Annotated in this window: 15 protein-coding genes; 12 read left to right on the top strand and 3 right to left on the bottom strand. The window is 66.2% G+C overall.

Going from position 1 to position 18,626, the window contains the following annotated elements:
- From D9X30_RS18230 to D9X30_RS18195, 8 genes are all read left to right on the top strand, one after another.
- The coding region (locus D9X30_RS18230; RefSeq protein WP_228770802.1) for a hypothetical protein at nt 1-284 on the top strand (284 nt) is incomplete at its 5' end.
- A gap of 168 nt (nt 285-452) precedes the next feature.
- Nucleotides 453-842, top strand: a complete 390-nt coding sequence (locus D9X30_RS18225) for an OsmC family protein (RefSeq protein ID WP_153948613.1) — start codon at nt 453-455, stop codon at nt 840-842.
- Nucleotides 843-1,273: 431 nt separating this feature from the next.
- Nucleotides 1,274-2,095, top strand: coding sequence for a hypothetical protein (locus D9X30_RS18220; RefSeq protein ID WP_153948714.1), 822 nt, complete (start codon nt 1,274-1,276; stop codon nt 2,093-2,095).
- A gap of 343 nt (nt 2,096-2,438) precedes the next feature.
- A complete protein-coding gene (locus tag D9X30_RS18215; RefSeq protein WP_153948614.1) occupies nt 2,439-3,083 on the top strand; it encodes a response regulator transcription factor in 645 nt (214 codons plus the stop codon).
- Nucleotides 3,080-3,511 carry an Hpt domain-containing protein gene (locus D9X30_RS18210; protein ID WP_153948615.1) on the top strand — a complete coding sequence of 144 codons (432 nt, stop codon included), beginning with the start codon at nt 3,080-3,082 and terminating at the stop codon, nt 3,509-3,511. Before D9X30_RS18215 ends, D9X30_RS18210 begins: the two co-directional genes overlap by 4 nt.
- Before the next feature lie 114 nt (nt 3,512-3,625).
- Nucleotides 3,626-4,603 carry a DedA family protein/thiosulfate sulfurtransferase GlpE gene (locus tag D9X30_RS18205; protein WP_249641002.1) on the top strand — a complete coding sequence of 326 codons (978 nt, stop codon included), beginning with the start codon at nt 3,626-3,628 and terminating at the stop codon, nt 4,601-4,603.
- A gap of 90 nt (nt 4,604-4,693) precedes the next feature.
- Nucleotides 4,694-7,279 (top strand): patatin-like phospholipase domain-containing protein, encoded by a 2,586-nt coding sequence (locus D9X30_RS18200; RefSeq protein WP_153948617.1) that lies wholly within the window; start codon nt 4,694-4,696, stop codon nt 7,277-7,279.
- 115 nt (nt 7,280-7,394) lie between these two features.
- The gene (locus D9X30_RS18195) at nt 7,395-8,405 is read left to right on the top strand and encodes an LLM class flavin-dependent oxidoreductase (RefSeq protein ID WP_153948618.1); all 1,011 of its coding nucleotides are present in this window, start codon (nt 7,395-7,397) and stop codon (nt 8,403-8,405) included.
- 97 nt (nt 8,406-8,502) lie between these two features.
- Here D9X30_RS18195 and D9X30_RS18190 read toward each other — a convergent pair whose 3' ends face one another.
- Complete coding sequence (locus D9X30_RS18190) at nt 8,503-10,065, bottom strand: methyl-accepting chemotaxis protein (RefSeq protein ID WP_153948619.1); 1,563 nt, start codon at nt 10,063-10,065, stop codon at nt 8,503-8,505.
- A 185-nt stretch (nt 10,066-10,250) separates the two neighbouring features.
- On the opposite strand from D9X30_RS18190, the gene D9X30_RS18185 reads away from it, so the two are divergent.
- The gene (locus D9X30_RS18185; protein WP_153948715.1) at nt 10,251-11,000 is read left to right on the top strand and encodes a lipoate--protein ligase family protein; all 750 of its coding nucleotides are present in this window, start codon (nt 10,251-10,253) and stop codon (nt 10,998-11,000) included.
- A 17-nt stretch (nt 11,001-11,017) separates the two neighbouring features.
- Here the strand turns inward: D9X30_RS18185 and D9X30_RS18180 are convergent, their stop codons facing one another.
- On the bottom strand, nt 11,018-11,737 hold the full coding sequence (locus D9X30_RS18180) for a DUF3047 domain-containing protein (RefSeq protein ID WP_153948620.1): 720 nt from the start codon (nt 11,735-11,737) through the stop codon (nt 11,018-11,020).
- 216 nt (nt 11,738-11,953) lie between these two features.
- On the opposite strand from D9X30_RS18180, the gene D9X30_RS18175 reads away from it, so the two are divergent.
- From D9X30_RS18175 to D9X30_RS18165, 3 genes are all read left to right on the top strand, one after another.
- Nucleotides 11,954-12,808 (top strand): polysaccharide deacetylase family protein, encoded by an 855-nt coding sequence (locus D9X30_RS18175; RefSeq protein ID WP_153948621.1) that lies wholly within the window; start codon nt 11,954-11,956, stop codon nt 12,806-12,808.
- A 94-nt stretch (nt 12,809-12,902) separates the two neighbouring features.
- Nucleotides 12,903-15,008, top strand: a complete 2,106-nt coding sequence (fusA, locus tag D9X30_RS18170) for an elongation factor G (RefSeq protein WP_249641001.1) — start codon at nt 12,903-12,905, stop codon at nt 15,006-15,008.
- A 134-nt stretch (nt 15,009-15,142) separates the two neighbouring features.
- Complete coding sequence (locus D9X30_RS18165; protein WP_153948623.1) at nt 15,143-15,394, top strand: GlsB/YeaQ/YmgE family stress response membrane protein; 252 nt, start codon at nt 15,143-15,145, stop codon at nt 15,392-15,394.
- Here the strand turns inward: D9X30_RS18165 and D9X30_RS18160 are convergent.
- Entirely contained in the window at nt 15,359-18,484 is a 3,126-nt protein-coding gene (locus D9X30_RS18160; protein WP_153948624.1) for a transglycosylase domain-containing protein, read from the bottom strand. The genes D9X30_RS18165 and D9X30_RS18160 overlap by 36 nt on opposite strands.
- Between the last annotated feature and the right edge of the window lie 142 nt (nt 18,485-18,626).

Below are 18,626 nucleotides of genomic sequence, written 5' to 3'. Positions count from 1 at the left end.
GCCGAAGCTCCGTGGCGTTCGCCATCAAGCGCCCACACTTATCGGTTGTTTGTTTGTTAAAGAACCCGAGCGACCGGCTTTGCCGTTCGCTGTCGCTGCGTCTTTTGTCGCAGCGGAGAAACGAGATTATGCAGAGCATTCAACGTTTCGTCAACAGTTTTTGCAGAACTTTTTTCTGCCGGCCGGCGCCGCGAACTTCGCAACGCCAACCTCCTGCCAACCCCGCAACCGTTGTCGCTGCTGCGTTTGCAGCGCGCTTTGTGTTGCGAGGGGGCGAATATTAGATGGGATTGGCCGGGGGCGCAAGCCCCTTGTCATCCATCAGTGGAAAAATCCCGAAAGATGCTATTACGCCACTTGGGCGGCAGCCGGGGCGGTGCATGTATAGAATCAGAGTCGCCGGGCTGCCCGCCCGCCTTTTCACCAGAACACAGGAACCAGGAACACCACCGATGACAATCCAAGCTAAATGGCTAGCCGATGCCGGCTCGAGCGTCTGCGATCTAGGCAACGGTACGGCGCAGTGGCAGGCCGACCTTGATGCGCCGATGGGCAATCCGGCGATTCCAAACCCGCACGACTTGCTGGACTCTGCGCTGGCGGCCTGCACCACCCTCACGCTTCAGATCTACGCCAAGCGCAAGGGTTACGACCTTCAGGAAATCCATGTCAGCGTGGCCCACGAGGAAACCCCGGGGTCCTACAAGCTGATCCGCCATATTGCACTGCGCGGGGAATTGGCGCCGAAGGTACGGGAAGACCTGCTCCGCGTGGCCAACAAGTGCCCGGTACACAAGTCGCTCAGCGCGCAGATCACGATCGACACCACGCTGGCCGCCTGAGTCCGATATAAAGCATTGACTGCACAAATGATAATGGTTATCATTTGTGTCCTCGGGTTCTGACACGACCTGAGTCAGCAAATGGGTTACCGGACACCTCCGTGTCCGGCCTTTTTCTTTGCCCTCTGCCCTCCCCTTTCCCTTCGCCGTTTACCGATCCCGATCCAACAGGCTCGCATCGGCAGCGCGTCATCTTCCTGTCCCGTAACGCGCGCACTGTGTCCTGCAGCGTGAGACAAAACCGACCCTGAATCGCATCCCTCAAACGCGGGGCACGTTTTCAAACTTTGTTCGATGGCCCACGGAGCCTGCGTCGCAATGCGATGTATGGCGCACTAATTCGCTTGGTCGGCACTTCATCGGGGCTTAATATGGACGCAAAAAAGAACATCGGTTGCACAAGGCAGGGAAGCATCGGGAGCGGGGACATCTTGGCGAATTACCTAGAAGAGTATTGCGCGCGCATCCGTCGTGGCGGCATTCGCGGTATCGCAGAAAAGCCAGTCGTTGTGGATCAGGACGGTACCTATGTCATGAAGTACGTCCCGTTCGAGCATCGAAACGAAAACGCCAGACTGATACTGGTCAGTACCACGCCGGGCCATGCGCATGTGCAACTGGCTGCGACGGTGACCGACGAGTTGCTGCGCGCACACGCGCCCGGCCGCGTCATTCAGCGCGAACACAAACGGCGGGTGGAACTGGGCGGGCACATGGTTCGGCCCAATCTGATCCGGATGCTCGATCATTTCCGGATTCCCGAGCTGATCGGCCAGCCGCACGCCGCCGCACTCTGGAACGATGGATTCGAAGCGATCCAGCCCTTGGCCGTGTTGCCGCACGCCACCACCCGGCGCGGCCTGGTGTTCGATGGCACGCTGGACGACCTGCTCGATGCCCCCATGCTGCGGATAGTGTTCGACAACCTGTTCCTCGGGGCGCTCCGGCAATGCCGCCCCGATGCCGTGTATGTCGCGCTGGGCCGTACCGCATGGGCCGCCTTGCAGCACGCGGCTGCCCTGGGGTTGCTTGCACACGACCGGTTGCTGGGCATGATGCCCGTGCCGGCACGGGCGGGCAGCATGGTGCGCTACTTCCTGCGCGAAATCAGCGAGCACGACCTTTCGCCCAACGATCCGGTGCGGCATCGGATCGATTGGCTCGATGCCGCTCATGCCGAGGTCGAAGTCGCGGTTCGCCGCCTGCGGGCACGCGCGGCGCCGGCCACCCGGCCTGACCGGCTGATGGCATGACACGGCGTGCGGCATGGACCCGGTCATTTGTGCCGCATGCCCCACCTCGGTGGGGATCAGCCGACCTGTGAAGTGTCGATAACTGTCCTTGAGGAATCTGACCTCCTCGCATTCCCGATTCGCGGCCCCCGTAATCACGGCGGGTCGCTATTTTTTTGGCCGGCGCAACGCCGCGCCGTGCCGGAGCGACTGACGTAACGCGGACTTTCTGCAACTTTCAGACTCGTTGCGGAAATTTCCCACAGCAATTGCGGAAGCGTCGCATTTTCGGCGGGGGGAGCCCTCCTTATACTGGGTCGCCATGTGAAACAGTGGCCCATCCCGTTGGCCATGCGAGCAAGGCATGACAACCATCCTGATCGTCGACGATCACCCGGCGTTGCGACTCGCCCTGCGGGCACAGCTGTCGCAGCTGCCGGACATCAAGCGCATCACCGAAGCCGACAACGGCCAGACCGCCGTCGATCTGGTCAGGCAATACCGGGCCGACCTCGTCATCCTGGACCTGGACATTCCGCGCATGAGTGGACTGGACGCCGTACCGCGCATGCGGGCGGCCCACCCTGGGGTACGCGTGCTGGTGCTGACCGCGCAGGATGCCGTGCCGTTCGCTGCCCGCGCGATGCAGGCCGGCGCGCAGGGCTTTGTCAGCAAGACCCAGGATCTGGAAGCCATCGTGCGCTGCGTGCAAAGCGTGCTTGGCGGATTTTCGGTGTTTCCTTCGTGCACGCCGCGCGACATGCCGCGCGACCCACAGCGCGACGGGCAATCTCCAAACGACACCCAAGGACTGGGAAAGCTGACCGACAAGGAGATGGAAATCCTCCGCATGCTCACGCGCGGCATGACGAACAAGGCCATCGGCAAGGCCCTGTTCATCAGCAACAAGACCGTGAGCAGCTACAAGACACGCATCATGAACAAACTCGGCGCCGAATCCCTGGTCGATCTGGTCGACTTTGCGCGCCGCTGCCGGCTGGTTCCATGAACACTGGCACGGCATGCATCCATCTCACCGCCGAAGAACGCCACGCCATCGGCGTCGCGGTGCGGGGTGCGGCATGCCACGACGCCACGGTGCAAGCCATGCTGGTGGCCCGCCTGCTGGACGGCAATGCCGCCGACGCGCGCGCCTTGCGCAAGGCCATCGCCCTGCGGGACTGGGTCGCTGTGCAGCGCAGCCTGCATCGCATCAAGGGCAGCGCCGCACTGGCGCGCTGCAACACGCTCGTAGCGGCCGGCAAGTCACTGGAATCGGCAGCCGGCCAAGCCAATGCCGCGGTCGTCAACACACTGTTTCCGCGATACACCGCTATCCTGAAGGAGTTCAATGACACACTGTTGGCCTTGCGTCCGGGGCAAGGCGGCGCTGGCGAGCACGACCTGGACGCATTCCCTTCAACGAATTTGAAGTAAGCCGGCGATTCAGCCGCGTGCAAGCCGCGCGGCGCGCTGGCACACTACACACCGGTCCGGCGGTGCCCCCTTGCTTCAATGCCGCCGGCAATGACCAAATGCGGGAGACATGTCGTGGGTGATCTGCAGGCCTTGCTCGAGGGCCATGGATTGAGTCTGGTATTCCTGAACGTGCTGGCCGAGCAGGCGGGTCTGCCGGTGCCGGCCTATCCGATGCTGTTCGTGGCCGGCGCACTGTCGATGCAGGAGACCGGCCCATCGATCGGCGCGGTCCTGTTCGCGGTCATCGCCGCCTGCCTGATCGCGGATAGTGCCTGGTATTTCGCCGGCAAGCGGCTGGGCCAGCCCATGCTGCGCACGATCTGCCGGGTGTCCCTGTCGCCCGATACCTGCATCCGCCAGACCCAGTCGCTGTACCTGCGGGTGGGTCCGCGATCGCTGGTATTTGCCAAGCTGCTGCCGGGTGCAGGAGCACTTTCCACGGCCATGGCGGGCATGACGGCCACACCCTTCCTGACTTTCCTCTGCTACGACGCGCTCGGCGCACTGGTCTGGGCCGGCGGGGCGCTGCTGGCCGGCGTGGTCTTCAGCGACTTCGTCGACACGATCCTGGCGGCGTTCAGCGCCTATGGCCACGTCGCCGTCCTGGTTGCGCTGGGCGGATTCGCCCTGTTCATCGTCTGGCGCTTCTGGCAACGCTGGCGCCTGCTGCGCCGCACGGGTCGCATCCCCCGCATGACCGTGATGGAAATGGAACAACGCCGTGGCGCGGCCGACCGCCCCATGGTGGTGGTCGATGTCCGGGCGCATGGCTCGACGCCGATCGAGCGTATTCCCGGCGCCCTGGTCATGGAAATGCGTGGACCGTTCAGCGCACTGGCCGATCACGACAAGGGCACCGACATCGTCGTCTACTGCGCCTGTCCGCATGAAATGTCGGCGGCCGTGCTTGCCGAGCGGCTGCGTGCGGCCGGCTACCCGAACACCTGGGCGCTGGCCGGCGGGTTCGATGAATGGAAGCGCCTGCAAGGCGCGCTGAATCCGCTGCCGGCCACCACGCCCGACGCGCCGACCCAGGCTGCCGCCCACTAGGCCCCCGCCCGGCCCAGGCCGATCGCCGCTTTCCATTCCGCTGCCGCTCCTATACTGGCCCCAGACGGTCTGTGCGCGAAAGGGGCGGGCATGCCGCAAGGCAACCAGGGCTGGGACGATTCCGGGTGGGACGATGAAGCCGCCCGTGTGGCGCATCGTCGTCGCGCGCTGCGGCTGCCCATCGCGCCGGCCGCGCGCCAGCGCGTGGCTCTGGCGTTGTCCGGCGGCGGCCTGCGGGGCGCCGCCTTTTGCCTGGGCGTCATGCAGGCGCTGTCCGAGTCAGCCTGTCCCCCGTCGCCCCTTTCCACAGACAGTGGCATGCCAGCCTCGACGCCGCCAGCACAATCGCTGCTGGCCCGTTTCGACTACCTGTCGACTGTTGGCAGCGGCAGTTTTATCGGCGCATTCTTTACCAGCCTGTTCATACCTGGCCGGCTGGAGCCAGGGAGCACCCCCCGGCAAGCCGCCGAATCCGCCTACGGCACCATGCAAGGCAATGCGAACGCCCCGGCCGGGCGCCGCGCCATGGCGTGGCTGCGCGAGAGTAGCCATGCGCTGACATCGGCAGATGCAGGCGACGGCCTGTGGGCGGCCATCGTCGTGGTGCGCAACTGGTTGGCGATGCAGTGCATTCTCGGCAGCATGTTGCTGGCGATGCTGGCCCTGCTGGCGCTTGGGCTGCATCTGATGATCGGCGCGTGGCCCGGCGTGGGCCGCGAAGAGATGACGCTGCTTTACGCCGCGCGACGGGCCTTTAACGAGAACCTTCCACCCGTCTGGTGGAGCGAATACCTGTGGCTGCCGATCGCGTCGGCGCTGTTGCTGGCCGTACCGCCGGCCATGGCGTGCTGGCTCCTGTATCCGCGCACGGACGATGCCGGCCAGCCAGCCCGTGCCTTGACGCGGGCGGTGCTGCTGACCGGCATGGCCGCCGCGCTGGTGCTGATGGAAACCTTCAAGACGGCCCTCCTGATCTGGCTGGTTGTGGCCACGGGACTGGTCGTACTGCTGCCGGCGCCACGCACCGTGGCCGCGTACCGTGCGCGGGCCGCGCGTGCGTTGCGCGCCGCGGCCACGCTGACAGCCGGGCTGGCGGCGCTGGGTGTGGCCGACACCATCGCCCGCAGCTGGTATCTGTATGGATCGATGGCCGCCCACCCCTGGCGCCTGGCCGGCCCGGTCCTGACTGCGGGCGCGCTGGCCTGGGTGGTCCATCACGGCGCCACCCGCCGCGACCCCGCCCCGCGCGCTGCCACCGCCGCGACGGGCTCGACATGGCGCCGGCTTCCCGCACCGTCTTTTGCCGCACTGCTGACAGGCGCCGCCGCGGCCACGCTGGCGCTTCTGCTCGTCGCGCTGTGGTCGTGGCTCGTGCTCTGGGTGCGCTGGGACGGCGGGGAACCCGTCGATTGGCTGGTCTTCGGCAAGGCGTGGACCACGTCGTCCCTGGTCGCGCTGGCCTTGATCGCGGTGGCCGTTGCCATCGGCGTGGGGCGCAGCGTTGGCCTGGTGAATCTGTCGACGCTGCAGCCGCTTCATGCCGCGCGGCTCACGCGTATTTATCTAGGTGCCACCAATGGGCAGCGCCATGCCGCTACCGATGCGGCAAACCGGACCACCCCGACGCCCGGCGACGCGCTGGCGCTCGACGCCTATTACGATCCGCGCGCGTTGGCGCCGCTGCATCTGATCAATGTGACGCTGAACGCGTCGATCGACCTGGCGGGACAGCGGATTCCGCGCGGCCGGCGCGGACGGCCGCTTTGCGTCGGACCCGGCTCCCCCCAGGTATCGCCACCCGCCGCAGGGCCCGCCACGCCGGGCCACCACGTTCGGGTCACTGTCGATGGCATGCCAGGCGGCGCGCGGCTACGCGCCGTCGGCGACTGGATCGCGCTTTCCGGCGGTGCCGTGCCCATCGGGCCGGGCAATGCCGCCACGCCGGGCGCTTCGCTGCTGGTGGGGCTGGCCAATCTGCGTCCCGGCGTATGGTGGCAAGGGCGCATGACGGCCAATGGCGTCAGTCATCCACCCCATCCCGGCTGGTTTGGCCAACTGTTCCGCACCCAATACCAGTTGGCCTGCGAACTGACGGGGCGCTTCCACGGCATGCGGGACGGCTGGCAGTATCTGTCGGACGGCGGCCACTTCGACAACACGGCGGTCTACGAACTGCTACGGCCCGAGCGGCAGGTGAGCCTGATCGTGCTGTGCGATGGCTGCGGCGATATTGGCCGCGATGGCGGCAACCGCTTTGCCGACCTGGACAACCTGATCGCGCGTGCGCGTGCGGACCTGGGCCTGAGCATCGAGGTGGACCACGCTGCCGCACGGGACCCCGTGCTGGGCACGGTTTTCGGCACGCCAGATGACCTTTCCGGCAACACTCCGGCCGATGCCGGCGACAAGTTTGCAGTGCTTCTGAATGTCCACGAGGCGGGACAGGCCGGCCCGCCCCGGGCTCGCATCATCGTCATCAGGCCGTGCCTCACCGGCTGGGCCCCCGACGCGGTACGCCAGCACGGCACGGGGCATTCGGCATTCCCTCCCGGAGACCCCGCTCACGCATTTTTCGGAGATTTGCGATGGGAACACCATCGCGCGCTGGGGCGGGCGCTTGGCCTGCGCATCGCCACCGGGCCGATCGGCGCACGACTGTTCGCGCGTGTTCCATGAGGCCCCACGGCCAGCATGGCCTCTTGCGCGGCGCCAGCACGATCGCGCGGCTGTGACTACCATAGCCCGTCCCTGAATTCAAAAGACGTGCGGCATACGTCGCGCGTGGCAACCCATGATTCCCTATTCCCTGCTCGATCTTTCGCCGATCGCGGAAGGCAGCGACGCGGCCCAGGCCATGCACAACACGCTGGACCTGGCCCGGCACGCGGAACGCCTGGGCTTTCGCCGCTTCTGGCTTGCGGAGCACCACAACATGCCCGGCATCGCCAGCGCGGCCACCGCCGTGCTGATCGGCTACGTGGCACAGGGCACGTCGACCATTCGCGTCGGCTCGGGCGGCATCATGCTGCCGAACCATTCGCCACTGGTGGTGGCCGAGCAGTTCGGCACGCTGGCGTCTCTCTATCCGGGCCGTATCGACCTGGGCCTGGGCCGCGCGCCGGGATCGGATCAGGCCACGGCGCGGGCGCTGCGTCGCCATCTCGATCACGACACCGCCGACAGCTTTCCGCAGGATGTTGAGGAGTTGCAGGCGTACTTCGAAGACGTGCGCCCAGGCCAGCGCGTGCGCGCCGTGCCTGGCGCCGGGCTGAAGGTGCCCCTGTGGCTGCTTGGCTCGAGCCTGTTCAGCGCCCAACTGTCGGCCGCAATGGGGCTGCCCTTCGCATTCGCGTCGCACTTTGCACCGGGTTTCATGCGCCAGGCCGTTGACCTGTACCGCCGCACGTTCCGGCCATCCGCTCAACTCGACCGGCCGCACGTGATGCTGGGGCTGAACGTATTCGCCGCCGACACCGACGACGAGGCGCGCCGCCTGTTCAGTTCGCTACAGCAACAGTTCCTGTCGCTGGTGCGCGGCACGCCCGGCCAGCTCAAGCCGCCCGTGGACGACATCAGCCGCCTGTGGGATGCCAGCGAAGCCGATCACATCCGCCGCTCGCTGGCCTGTTCCGTGGTGGGCGACCCGTCAACGGTACGCGACGGTATCCAGCGATTTGTCGACGACCTGCGCCCCGACGAACTGATGCTGACCGGCCAGATCTATGACCACCCGGCACGCCTGCACTCCTTCGAGATCGCGGCGGAGGCGATGCAGGCAGTACAGAGGACGGCGGTGATTTGAGGGGCGGTGGGCCTGCAGCGATCCCTCAAACAAAAAACCGCAGCCAAAGCCGCGGTTTTTTTCATGGGGCCGATGGCGGCGACGCCGCCGCGTTGCTTCAGACCCCCGCCAGGCGGAACGTCGAGACCGCGCGCATCATCGATTCGGCCTGCTCGGCCAGCGACTGGGCGGCGGCGGCGGCTTCTTCCACCAGTGCGGCGTTCTGCTGGGTCACCGAGTCCATCTGCGTGACGGCCTGGCCGACCTGCTCGATGCCGGTGCTCTGTTCGGCCGATGCGGCACTGATCTCGCCCATGATGTCGGTCACGCGGCGGACGGCGCCGACCACTTCCTGCATGGTCTCGCCGGCCTTGGTCACCAGCGTGGAGCCGTTGTCCACCTGCGCCACCGAATTGTCGATCAGTGTCTTGATTTCCTTGGCCGCGTTCGCGCTGCGCTGGGCCAGGCTGCGCACCTCGCCGGCCACCACGGCGAAGCCACGGCCTTGTTCGCCGGCACGGGCGGCTTCCACGGCGGCATTCAGCGCCAGGATGTTGGTCTGGAAGGCGATGCCTTCGATCACGCCGATGATGTCCACGATCTGGCGCGATGCCTGGTTGATCTCGCCCATCGTGGCCACCACCTCGCTGACCACTTCGCCGCCACGGTTGGCGATCTCCGAAGCGTTCACGGCCAGCGCGCTGGCCTGACGCGCATTGTCGGCATTCTGGCGAACGATGCCCGTCAGTTGTTCCATGCTCGATGCGGTCTGTTCCAGCGCCGAGGCCTGTTCCTCGGTGCGCTGCGACAGGTCGTGGTTGCCGGCCGAGATCTGGTTGGTTGCGGTGGCGATCGAACCGGCTGCGCCGCGGATGTCGCCCAGCGTGGCCGACAGGCGGTGCTGCATCTGCTGCATCGCGGCCAGCACGCTGTGGTGGTCGTCGGCACGCAACTGCACCGGCACGGTCAGGTCGCCGCCGGCGATGCGCGCCACGGCTTCCACGGCATAGGCCGGCTCACCGCCCAGGCTGCGCTTGACGGTCCGCATGATCATGCCCATCACGGCGGCGATCAGCGCGCCGATCAGCAGCGTGCTCAGCAGCGCGTTGATCAGGTTGGCGCGGAAGGCGTCCTCGATGTCGATCAGGAACACGCCGGTGCAGACAAACCAGTCCCAGTCGGCCACGTAGCGGCCATAGGTCAGCTTGCGCTGCGGGTTCTCGGTGCCGGGCAGGCGGCCGCGATAGGTGGAAAAGCCGGCGTCCTCGCCAGTGGTGCGGCGCGCACCCTCGATGATGGCGCGGTACACGTACACGCCGTCCGGGTCCTTGAATTCGCCAACCTGGTTGCCCTCGGTCTGCGGCAGGCCCGGGTTCAGGATCACCTGCGGCTTGGAGTCGACAATGAACAGGTAGCCGTTCTGGCCGAAGCGCATGGCGCGCAGCGCGTCCTTGGCGGCCTTCTGGGCGTCTTCCTTCGACATCGCGCCCTTGGCGGCGCGCTCGGCATACAGCTTGACGATGCCCTCGCCCGTCGCCACCAGCGACTGCAGGCCGTCGCGGCGCTCGGCCATCATCACGGACTTGGTGTGGAAGGCGTTCCAGGCGCCGAGCGCCAGCAGCAGCATCCACATGACGGCGAGTGCCGCCCAAAGTTTGGCATTGAGGGTAAGTCGGTTCATGATGCGACAGGCTGAGGTGTAGGGGAGAACTCCGCGGGACCCTTCGCGGGAGGTCTTTGTTTGCCTCGGAGATAACGGCATTTGCGGCGCAGCTTTTTAGCACCAGACTGGCGCATGGCGTAAGCTGCACGTGAGATCCATGACCGGACGTTGCCAGGCCAACCTTTCGAGCTGCCATGACCTTGATGCACGCCACGACGTTTTCGTTTGTCGATTCACACCCCACCGAGACCGATCCGCTGCAGGGCGAACTGACGCTGCTGGACCACGCCGCCCGTTCGGGTCCGGTAGCCCAGTTGTGGGAAGCGCCACTTTCGCTGGTGATTCCGCGCAGCTACCTGCGCCAGCCCGGCATCGAGGCGGCCCGCGCGGACTTTGCCGCCAAGGGGTGTCCGGTCTGGCTGCGCATGTCGGGCGGCGGCCTGGTGCCGCAGGGGCCGGGCATTCTCAATGTCAGCCTGGCCTATGCCGTGCCCAAGGGCGCCGCCAGCTGGATGGAACCTGTCTACCTGCACCTGTGCGAGGTCATCGCCGCCGGCCTGCGCCAGGTGGGCGTGGAAACGCACTGGCAAGCCGTGGAAGGATCGTTCTGCGATGGCCGGTACAATCTGGCCTGGGGCCCCGGCGACCGCGCACGCAAGATCGCCGGCACCGCCCAGTACTGGCGGCGGGCGCCGGCCGACGTGCAGACGCCCGACGGCCAGCGCCATCTGGTGCTGGCGCACGCCATCCTGCTGGTGGATGCCGATCCGGAGGACATCAACGCGCGCGCCAATGCGTTCGAAGCGGCCATTGGCAGCGGCCGGCACTATGACCCGGCCAAGGTGGTCAGCGTCAGGGAAGCCGCCGGGCTGGACGACGCCAGCGGCCTCACCGCGCGCGTGTCATCGGCGATTCAGGCGGCCATTGCGGTCTCCACGCCGCCTGGTAGTTAAGGGCGGCGCGCCGGGGGCTACTTGCCGGGCTGGAAGCCGATATCGCCGTACCAGGCCCGCGCCGTGGCGCCGGTGTTGTCAGTGTCGGTCAGGATGCCGTAGCCGGTAAGCTTGCCCGGCGCTTCGTGGAACGCCTTCTGGAAGTCGCTGACCACGTTGCGGCGCAAGGTCTGCCATTTGCCGGCCTCGTTGCCCACCACGATCATCTGCACGCGGCTGGTATGCGGATTGGCGATGACGGTGCCCACCGGCGCGCTGTTGGTCCAGATATACATCAGCGTGGCGTAGGGCAGCTTCTCGCCTGCCACGCCGGCGGCCAGCGCCTCGGCACGGTCGCCGATCGACAGGTTGCTGCTGCGGCCGTCGAAGAAGAACACCAGGCGAGCCGGGGCATCCTCCCTGGCGCCCACGTTGTTGTCGGCACCAGGGATGGCCGCCGCCACTTTCCATCGCCATTCGACGACCGGCGTCTTCGACAGGTCGATATCGCCTTCGTGGACCAGGCCCGACGCGGCGCCAGCGGCGTCGGCCTGCAGCACCGTGGTACCGTTCGAGGCGACCAGCGCATAGCGGGTCAGCTTCTTGCCGGATACCACGGGGCGGTTCTGCCAGCCATCGGGCAGCGCGCCACCGGGCTTGCCGGCCGAAAACGAAACGCCGGGGCCGTCCGCCAACGCCGGCAGGGCGGCGCAGCACAGCAGGGCGGACAGCAGGACTGCAATAGGGGGGCGGACCATGGGACGGCCTTCGTGTTCGGGTGAAAGGGTGCGCGAGAAGCGTCGCGAGTTCCCCATCATTCTAGATAGCCTGCCAGCAACGCGCCGTGAGCGGGCGACTGATTGCACGATCGGACGGGCGCTGACATCCCCTCGACGACGGGAAAAGGAAGCCGTAGTCGTTATTTTGAAATTGCTTTGAAGATCACTTTTACTTTGCGCCCCACCGTATTACCGATGTTCCGTCCCCTCGCCGCAGCGGCCATCGCCGCCACGCTGGCCTTGTCCGGCTGCGCGGTGGGGCCGACCACACCCCTGCCGCCCGACACCGCCGCCCGCCTGGCGCCGGTGCGCTTCCTGCTGACGTTGGACGATGGCCCGGACACCGGCCCCTTTGGCGGGACGCCGCTGATCCTGCGCCAGTTCGCCGACAATCCGATCACGCCGGGTGTCAAGGGCATCTTCTTCGTCCAGACCGAAAACCCGCGCCGTGGCGGCGGCCCGGAAGGCCGCGCGCAGATGCACGAAACCTGTGCACAGGGCCAGCTGATGGCCGTCCACAGCGGCATGGTGGGGGGCCATATTTCCCATACGAAGCTGGCGCCCGACGTCCTGGCGGCATCGCTGCGGCGCGGCCAGGCCGACATCGCGGCCCAGTGCGGCCACGCGCTCGCCGTGGTGCGTCCACCCAACTGGGCCTACAGCGCCGGCACGCAGGCCGTGTATGCCCAGGCGGGCCTGGGGATGCTCATGGCCGACGCCAGCGCGCGCGACGGCAAGATCTATGGCTGGACCATCAGCCTGCGCCGACGCCCGCACATGCGCCGCGAACTGGAGAACGTGGGCCAGGCGATGGTGAACCACCGCCTGCCGGCCGTGGACGGCGTGACGCCAGTGATCGTGGCCTTCCACGACTCCAACGGCTTCACGGCATCGCACATGACGGAATACCTGCGCATCCTGGTGGAAACCGCCCGCGACAACGGCTTGCCACTGGCCGACCCGCCGTTCTATACCGATACTCAGGCAGCCGCGCGTGCAGCACTGGCGCGCGCCGCCGCAGGCGTCTACGCACGCGAAAGCTGGCCCTGATTCCCGCTATGCCTTATGCGGCATGGGGAAATACGCGCATATCGCGGAAGTGCTACGCTTGTCGGCCCGTGGTGCCCGAACCAGGAGAAACACCGTGCCCCGCAAGACCCCCATCGAACGCTACCGCAACATTGGCATCAGCGCCCATATCGACGCCGGCAAGACGACGACGACGGAGCGCATCCTCTTTTACACCGGCGTGAATCACAAGCTGGGGGAGGTCCATGACGGCGCGGCCACCATGGACTGGATGGAGCAGGAGCAGGAGCGCGGCATCACCATCACGTCGGCCGCCACCACGGCGTTCTGGAAAGGCATGGCCGGCAACTATCCCGAGCATCGCATCAACATCATCGACACGCCGGGCCACGTCGACTTCACGATCGAGGTGGAACGCTCGATGCGCGTGCTCGACGGCGCCTGCATGGTCTACGACGCCGTGGGCGGCGTGCAGCCGCAATCGGAAACCGTCTGGCGCCAGGCCAACAAGTACAACGTGCCCCGCATCGCCTTCGTCAACAAGATGGACCGCGTGGGCGCCGACTTCCTGCGCGTGCGCGACCAGATCCTGAGCCGCCTCAAGGGCAATCCCGTGCCGATCCAGATTCCTATCGGCGCCGAGGACAACTTCCGCGGCGTGGTCGATCTGGTCAAGATGCAGGCCATCGTCTGGGACGACGCCAGCCAGGGCGTGCGTTTCGAATACACCGACATTCCGGCTGACCTGAAGGACCTGGCCCAGGAATGGCACGACAAGATGATCGAGGCCGCCGCCGAGGCCAGCGAGGAACTGCTGGAGAAATACCTGGGCGGCGAGGCGCTGAGCGAGGCCGAGATCAAGGCCGCGCTGCGCAAGCGCACGGTGGCCGGCGAGATCCAGCCGATGCTGTGCGGCAGCGCGTTCAAGAACAAGGGCGTGCAGGCCATGCTGGACGCCGTGATCGACTACCTGCCCTCGCCGGTGGACGTGCCCGCCATCATGGGCCACACCGAGGACGACAAGGAGGCCGAGCGCCATCCGAGCGATGAGGAGCCGTTCTCCGCGCTGGCCTTCAAGATCATGACCGACCCGTTCGTCGGCCAGCTGATCTTCTTTCGCGTGTACTCGGGCGTGGTCAATTCCGGCGATACGGTCTACAACCCCGTGAAGGGCAAGCGCGAACGGCTTGGCCGCATCCTGCAGATGCACGCCAACGTGCGCAACGAAATCAAGGAAGTGCGCGCCGGCGACATTGCCGCCGCCGTGGGCCTGAAGGAAGCCACCACGGGCGACACGCTGTGCGACCCGGACAAGGTCATCATCCTGGAGCGGATGTCGTTCCCCGAGCCCGTGATCTCGCAGGCCGTGGAGCCGAAGACCAAGGCCGACCAGGAAAAGATGGGCATCGCGCTGAATCGCCTGGCGCAGGAGGATCCGTCGTTCCGCGTGGCCACCGACGAGGAATCGGGCCAGACCATCATCTCTGGCATGGGCGAACTGCACCTGGAAATCCTGGTGGATCGCATGCGGCGCGAGTTCGGCGTGGAGGCCTCGGTCGGCAAGCCGCAGGTGGCCTACCGCGAGACCATCAAGAGCGCGGCCAAGGACGTGGAAGGCAAGTTCGTCAAGCAGTCGGGCGGGCGCGGCCAGTACGGCCACGTGGTGCTCAATGTCGAACCACTGCCACAGGGCGGCGGCTACGAATTCGTCGACGCGATCAAGGGCGGCGTGGTGCCGCGCGAGTTCATCCCGGCGGTGGACAAGGGCATCAAGGAAACGCTGGAGACCGGCGTGCTGGCCGGCTACCCGGTGGTCGACGTCAAGGCGACGCTGGTATTCGGTTCGTACCACGACGTGGACTCGAACGAAAACGCGTTCCGCATGGCCGGTTCCATGGCCTTCAAGGAAGGCATGCGCCGCGCCAAGCCCGTGCTGCTGGAGCCGATGATGGCCGTCGAGGTGGAGACCCCAGAGGAATTTACGGGCAACGTGATGGGCGACCTGTCGTCACGGCGCGGCATCGTGCACGGCATGGAGGACATCGCGGGCGGCGGCGGCAAGATCGTGCGCGCCGAGGTGCCGCTGGCGACGATGTTCGGCTATTCCACGTCGCTGCGCTCATTGACGCAAGGCCGCGCCACGTTCACGATGGAATTCAAGCACTACGCGGAAGCGCCGGCCAATGTGGCCGAGGCCGTGATCAGTTCGCGCAAGACCTGAGCTGCCCCGGGCCCGCCGGCCTGAAGGCAGCGCTGCGCGTCAGTGCGCTGGCGCGCCGCCGATGTACCCCGGTTCGTCACATGACGGTGGCACAATGGGCCACCGGTCCCTCTTCGCAACGGAAGGAGCGCATCATGATGGCATTTCTCGGTACGGTATTCGTTGGCCTGATCGTCGGACTGATTGCGCGGGCCATCAAGCCCGGCGACGACAAGATGAGCTGGATCATGACCATCGTCCTTGGCGTGCTGGGCGCGCTGCTGGCTGGCTATGTGGGTCGCGCGATGGGGTTCTACCGCGCGGGTGAGCCGGTAGGCTGGATCGCCTCGATCATCGGCGCCATCGTCCTGCTATTTATTTACGACGCGGTCCGCCGCAAGCGCTAGGTTTGCCGGCGCGGGGTCATCGGCGGCGGGCGCCAGCGAGGCCGTCGAAGGCTGGATCGCCATCATGCTGGTGTCTTGGCAGCGCAGCAGCGCGGCGTCGCTGCCAGGCGCGGCCATGGCCGTGATCTGCGGGGCCAACGCCCGCAGCACCCGCACCGCCAGCGCACTGGTGAACGAGTAGCGCGCCGCATACGGCTCGCGGACGTGCAATGTCACCGTGCCGAAGTACCGATTGCCTACCAGGAAGACAAACGTCGCCGAGCGGTTCACCGTGCGCGACGCGATCACGCGTCCGCCCGGCCCGTAGGTCTGGAACACCTGCTCGCCCGTGCCGGTCTTGCCGGCGACCAGCAGCGGCGCCCCTTGCGGCTGGCCCTTGTGGTTCACCGGCACGAAAGCGCCGTTGATCGACTTGGCCGTGCCGCGCTGTACCACGTCCAGCATCGACTGCCGCACCAGCACCGCGATTTCAGGCGCGAGCAGCGGCTTGCCCGGGCTGGGTTGCAGGCTGTACGTGGTGGCGTATGGCGTGGCCGACGCAAAGGCGAACGTGCGCACCGTGGACGGCTGCGCATCCACGCCGTTGTTCAGGATGATGCCGGCCAGCTCGGCCAATGCCGAAGGCCGGTCGCCCGAGGCACCGATCGAAGTGGCGTACGACGGCGTCAGCGTATCGAACGGATACCCCAGCCGCTGCCAGCGCCGGGCGATCTTCTCGAAGGCCTCGCGTTCCAGCAGCGTGCGGATGCGGCCATCCTGCCCCAGCTTGCTGCGTGTCTTGAACAGCCAGACGTACACGGCCTGCCGCTCCTGCGCGCTCTGCTGCAGGACGTCCTTCAGCGGGGCGTCGGGATGCGTGCCCAGGTACTCCACCATCCACAGTTCCAGCGGATGGATGCGGGACAGGTAGCCGCGGTCGTTGAGGTTGAACTTGTCGTGGCCGTACTTGGCATAGAGCTTCTGCAGATCCTCGTCATCGAACTTCTGCTTGGGCATCCACTGCCGCAGCGTGCGGGCGAAGGTCTCGTAATCCGTATTGGGCCGCGCGCTCAGCAACGCCACCGACAGCCGCACCGCGCCCAGGTGCGGCGTGGGCTGCTTCACGCGGCCGAGCAGCACCTGCAGCCGCTCGTCGTTGGTCTTGCCACGGTAACGCTGCCAGAAGTTGACCATGAACGCGCTGCCTTCCTCGTCGGCAAAGCGTTCCAGGTAGGGGCGGCGGCCCGGGTCGTTGCGATCTTCGATCAGCGATCCGGCCTCGGGATGCGCCAGGAACACCTCGTAGCGCACGATATCGCGCATCATGCGGATGAACACCAGGTTGACCGAATGCTGGAACCCGATGCGCACGGTCATTTGCCGCTCGCCTTCCCACTTCTCGAAATTCGTGAAGCTCTGCATGCCGCCGCCTGTATAGAACGCCTCGCCGGGATTGCCCGAATACTTGCGTTCCATCGCGGCGTCGAGCATGGCGGCCCGCTCGCGTTCGGCCGGCTTGGCCTTGATCAGGTAGTCCACGGCCCACCGTGTCAGCGCGTCCTGGCGCGGCACCTGCACCGCCTTCAGTTCGGCCACGCTCATGCCCGCATAGCGGTCGTGCAGCTCGTTGATGACTTCCAGGTAGGTGACCAGCGTGCGCAGCTTGGCGGTGGACCCCAGGTTCAGCCGCGCTCCGGCATTGATGTCGAACGGCTGGTCGACGTTGTCTGTCTGCACCCGCACGACGGCCGCGTTGCCGACGCGCTCGAACAGGGTGAAGCTGGCCACGAGCCGCGACGGGTCGTCGCTTTCCTTGAGCAGATTCTTGCCATAGAGCCCCATCTCGTGGGCGCCATCCTTGGTACCCACGCGCAGCAGCGTCTCGGTCACCTTGCGCTGTGCCTCGCGATTGATGGTGCTGTCCACGGTCAGGTCGAGCCGGTCCAGGTCGTAGCGGCTATCCACATGCAACATGTGCTGCACGTCGTTGCGCACCTGGTTGACCGCCTTGCGCGTGACCCAGGGCTCGGGCGCAGGCCGCTTCGGCGGGGCCGCCTTGTCCAGCGACTGCGCCAGCGCGGCGTCGCGCAGTTCCGGCGTGATGGCGTTGGCCGACGCCAGCAGGCGCAGGTAGCTGCCGGTCAGTGCATCCAGGTTGGTGTCGTCGCGCCGCAGGTGATACGACGGGCGCCGCTGCGAGATGATCAGCGACAGCACGCGCTTGTACACCTGTGCCGCGCGCGGCGACGGGTTGCGCGGATCCATCTCGCGCAGCAGCTGGTTGGCTTCGGCGAAGTCTTCGCCATACCAGACGTACAGCGCGTCGCCGACACCCTCGATTTCGCCATGACCCGCCCGCGCCGACAGCGGCACCGTGTTGACATAGTCAACCACGATGTTCTCGCGCGCCCGCTGCGTGTCCGGCCCGTCGCGGTAGGCACGCAGTGAAGCGGAGGTCATCTGCCGCAGCTTGTCGGCAATCGATTGCGTCTTCCCTTCGGGCGAATGCCGGTATTTCTCGATCTGCGTGGCCAGCGTGCTGCCGCCGGGATGGCGGTGGTTGCGATCGACCAGGCGGATGCCCTGGTCCATGACAGCACGCGAAAACCGGCGCCAGTCCAGCGCCGGATTCATCATCGGGTATTCGGGGTTGAGCAGGTTCTGGTTTTCGACGAACAGCAGCGACGTGACCAGCACCTTCGGAATCGAATCGAAATTCTCGTACTGCCGCTGCGGATAGCGGTCGTACGACATCGTCAGCGCATTGCAGTCGCGGATCAGCAACCCGGCCTGGGTCTTTTCCCGATAGGGCGGGAAAATGCCCTGGTCCATCAACCGGATCATGTCATATGACATGCGCGACTGCGATGTCGTGACGTAGCCTTCTCGAAGTAGCCGTTCGCCGAATTCGCCAAGGCGTTCATAGCCAAGACGCAGATCGTAGGGGCCGGAGTGCGGATAGCGGATGCTGTCGCTGGGGCCGGGCAAAACTTCGAAGGTCAACGACTTGCCCAGCCGGCTCATATAGCGAGCCTGCCATTGAGAGGTCTGCGCCTCGTTGGAGACGAGGCTCACGACCATGTACGCGCCGCCGCATACGGCGACTGCCATCCCTGCAAGGACCCAGCCACGACGTGACACGTTTTGCATCCGGTTGCGCCGGGCCCACCGTCTCGGCAGGCATCGCCGGCTCAAAGCCTGCGCCACATGACCTTCATTCGAAGGCCACCGCGTGTATTTATATTACGCGGAT

This window comes from Cupriavidus sp. U2 (assembly GCF_009663685.2).
Classification (GTDB): Bacteria; Pseudomonadota; Gammaproteobacteria; order Burkholderiales; family Burkholderiaceae; genus Cupriavidus; species Cupriavidus necator_C.
The sequence above is the reverse complement of the archived record's forward strand: the minus strand, read 5'-3'. Positions and strand labels throughout refer to the sequence as shown.

Excerpts from the sequence above, each read along its gene's own strand:
- D9X30_RS18225 (WP_153948613.1), top strand. The coding sequence starts at position 453 with ATGACAATCCAAGCTAAATGGCTAGCCGATGCCGGCTCGAGCGTCTGC.
- D9X30_RS18215 (WP_153948614.1), top strand. The coding sequence starts at position 2,439 with ATGACAACCATCCTGATCGTCGACGATCACCCGGCGTTGCGACTCGCC.
- D9X30_RS18210 (WP_153948615.1), top strand. The coding sequence starts at position 3,080 with ATGAACACTGGCACGGCATGCATCCATCTCACCGCCGAAGAACGCCAC.
- D9X30_RS18200 (WP_153948617.1), top strand. The coding sequence starts at position 4,694 with ATGCCGCAAGGCAACCAGGGCTGGGACGATTCCGGGTGGGACGATGAA.
- D9X30_RS18195 (WP_153948618.1), top strand. The coding sequence starts at position 7,395 with ATGATTCCCTATTCCCTGCTCGATCTTTCGCCGATCGCGGAAGGCAGC.
- D9X30_RS18190 (WP_153948619.1), bottom strand. The coding sequence starts at position 10,065 with ATGAACCGACTTACCCTCAATGCCAAACTTTGGGCGGCACTCGCCGTC.
- D9X30_RS18185 (WP_153948715.1), top strand. The coding sequence starts at position 10,251 with ATGCACGCCACGACGTTTTCGTTTGTCGATTCACACCCCACCGAGACC.
- D9X30_RS18180 (WP_153948620.1), bottom strand. The coding sequence starts at position 11,737 with ATGGTCCGCCCCCCTATTGCAGTCCTGCTGTCCGCCCTGCTGTGCTGC.
- D9X30_RS18175 (WP_153948621.1), top strand. The coding sequence starts at position 11,954 with ATGTTCCGTCCCCTCGCCGCAGCGGCCATCGCCGCCACGCTGGCCTTG.
- D9X30_RS18165 (WP_153948623.1), top strand. The coding sequence starts at position 15,143 with ATGATGGCATTTCTCGGTACGGTATTCGTTGGCCTGATCGTCGGACTG.
- D9X30_RS18160 (WP_153948624.1), bottom strand. The coding sequence starts at position 18,484 with ATGGCAGTCGCCGTATGCGGCGGCGCGTACATGGTCGTGAGCCTCGTC.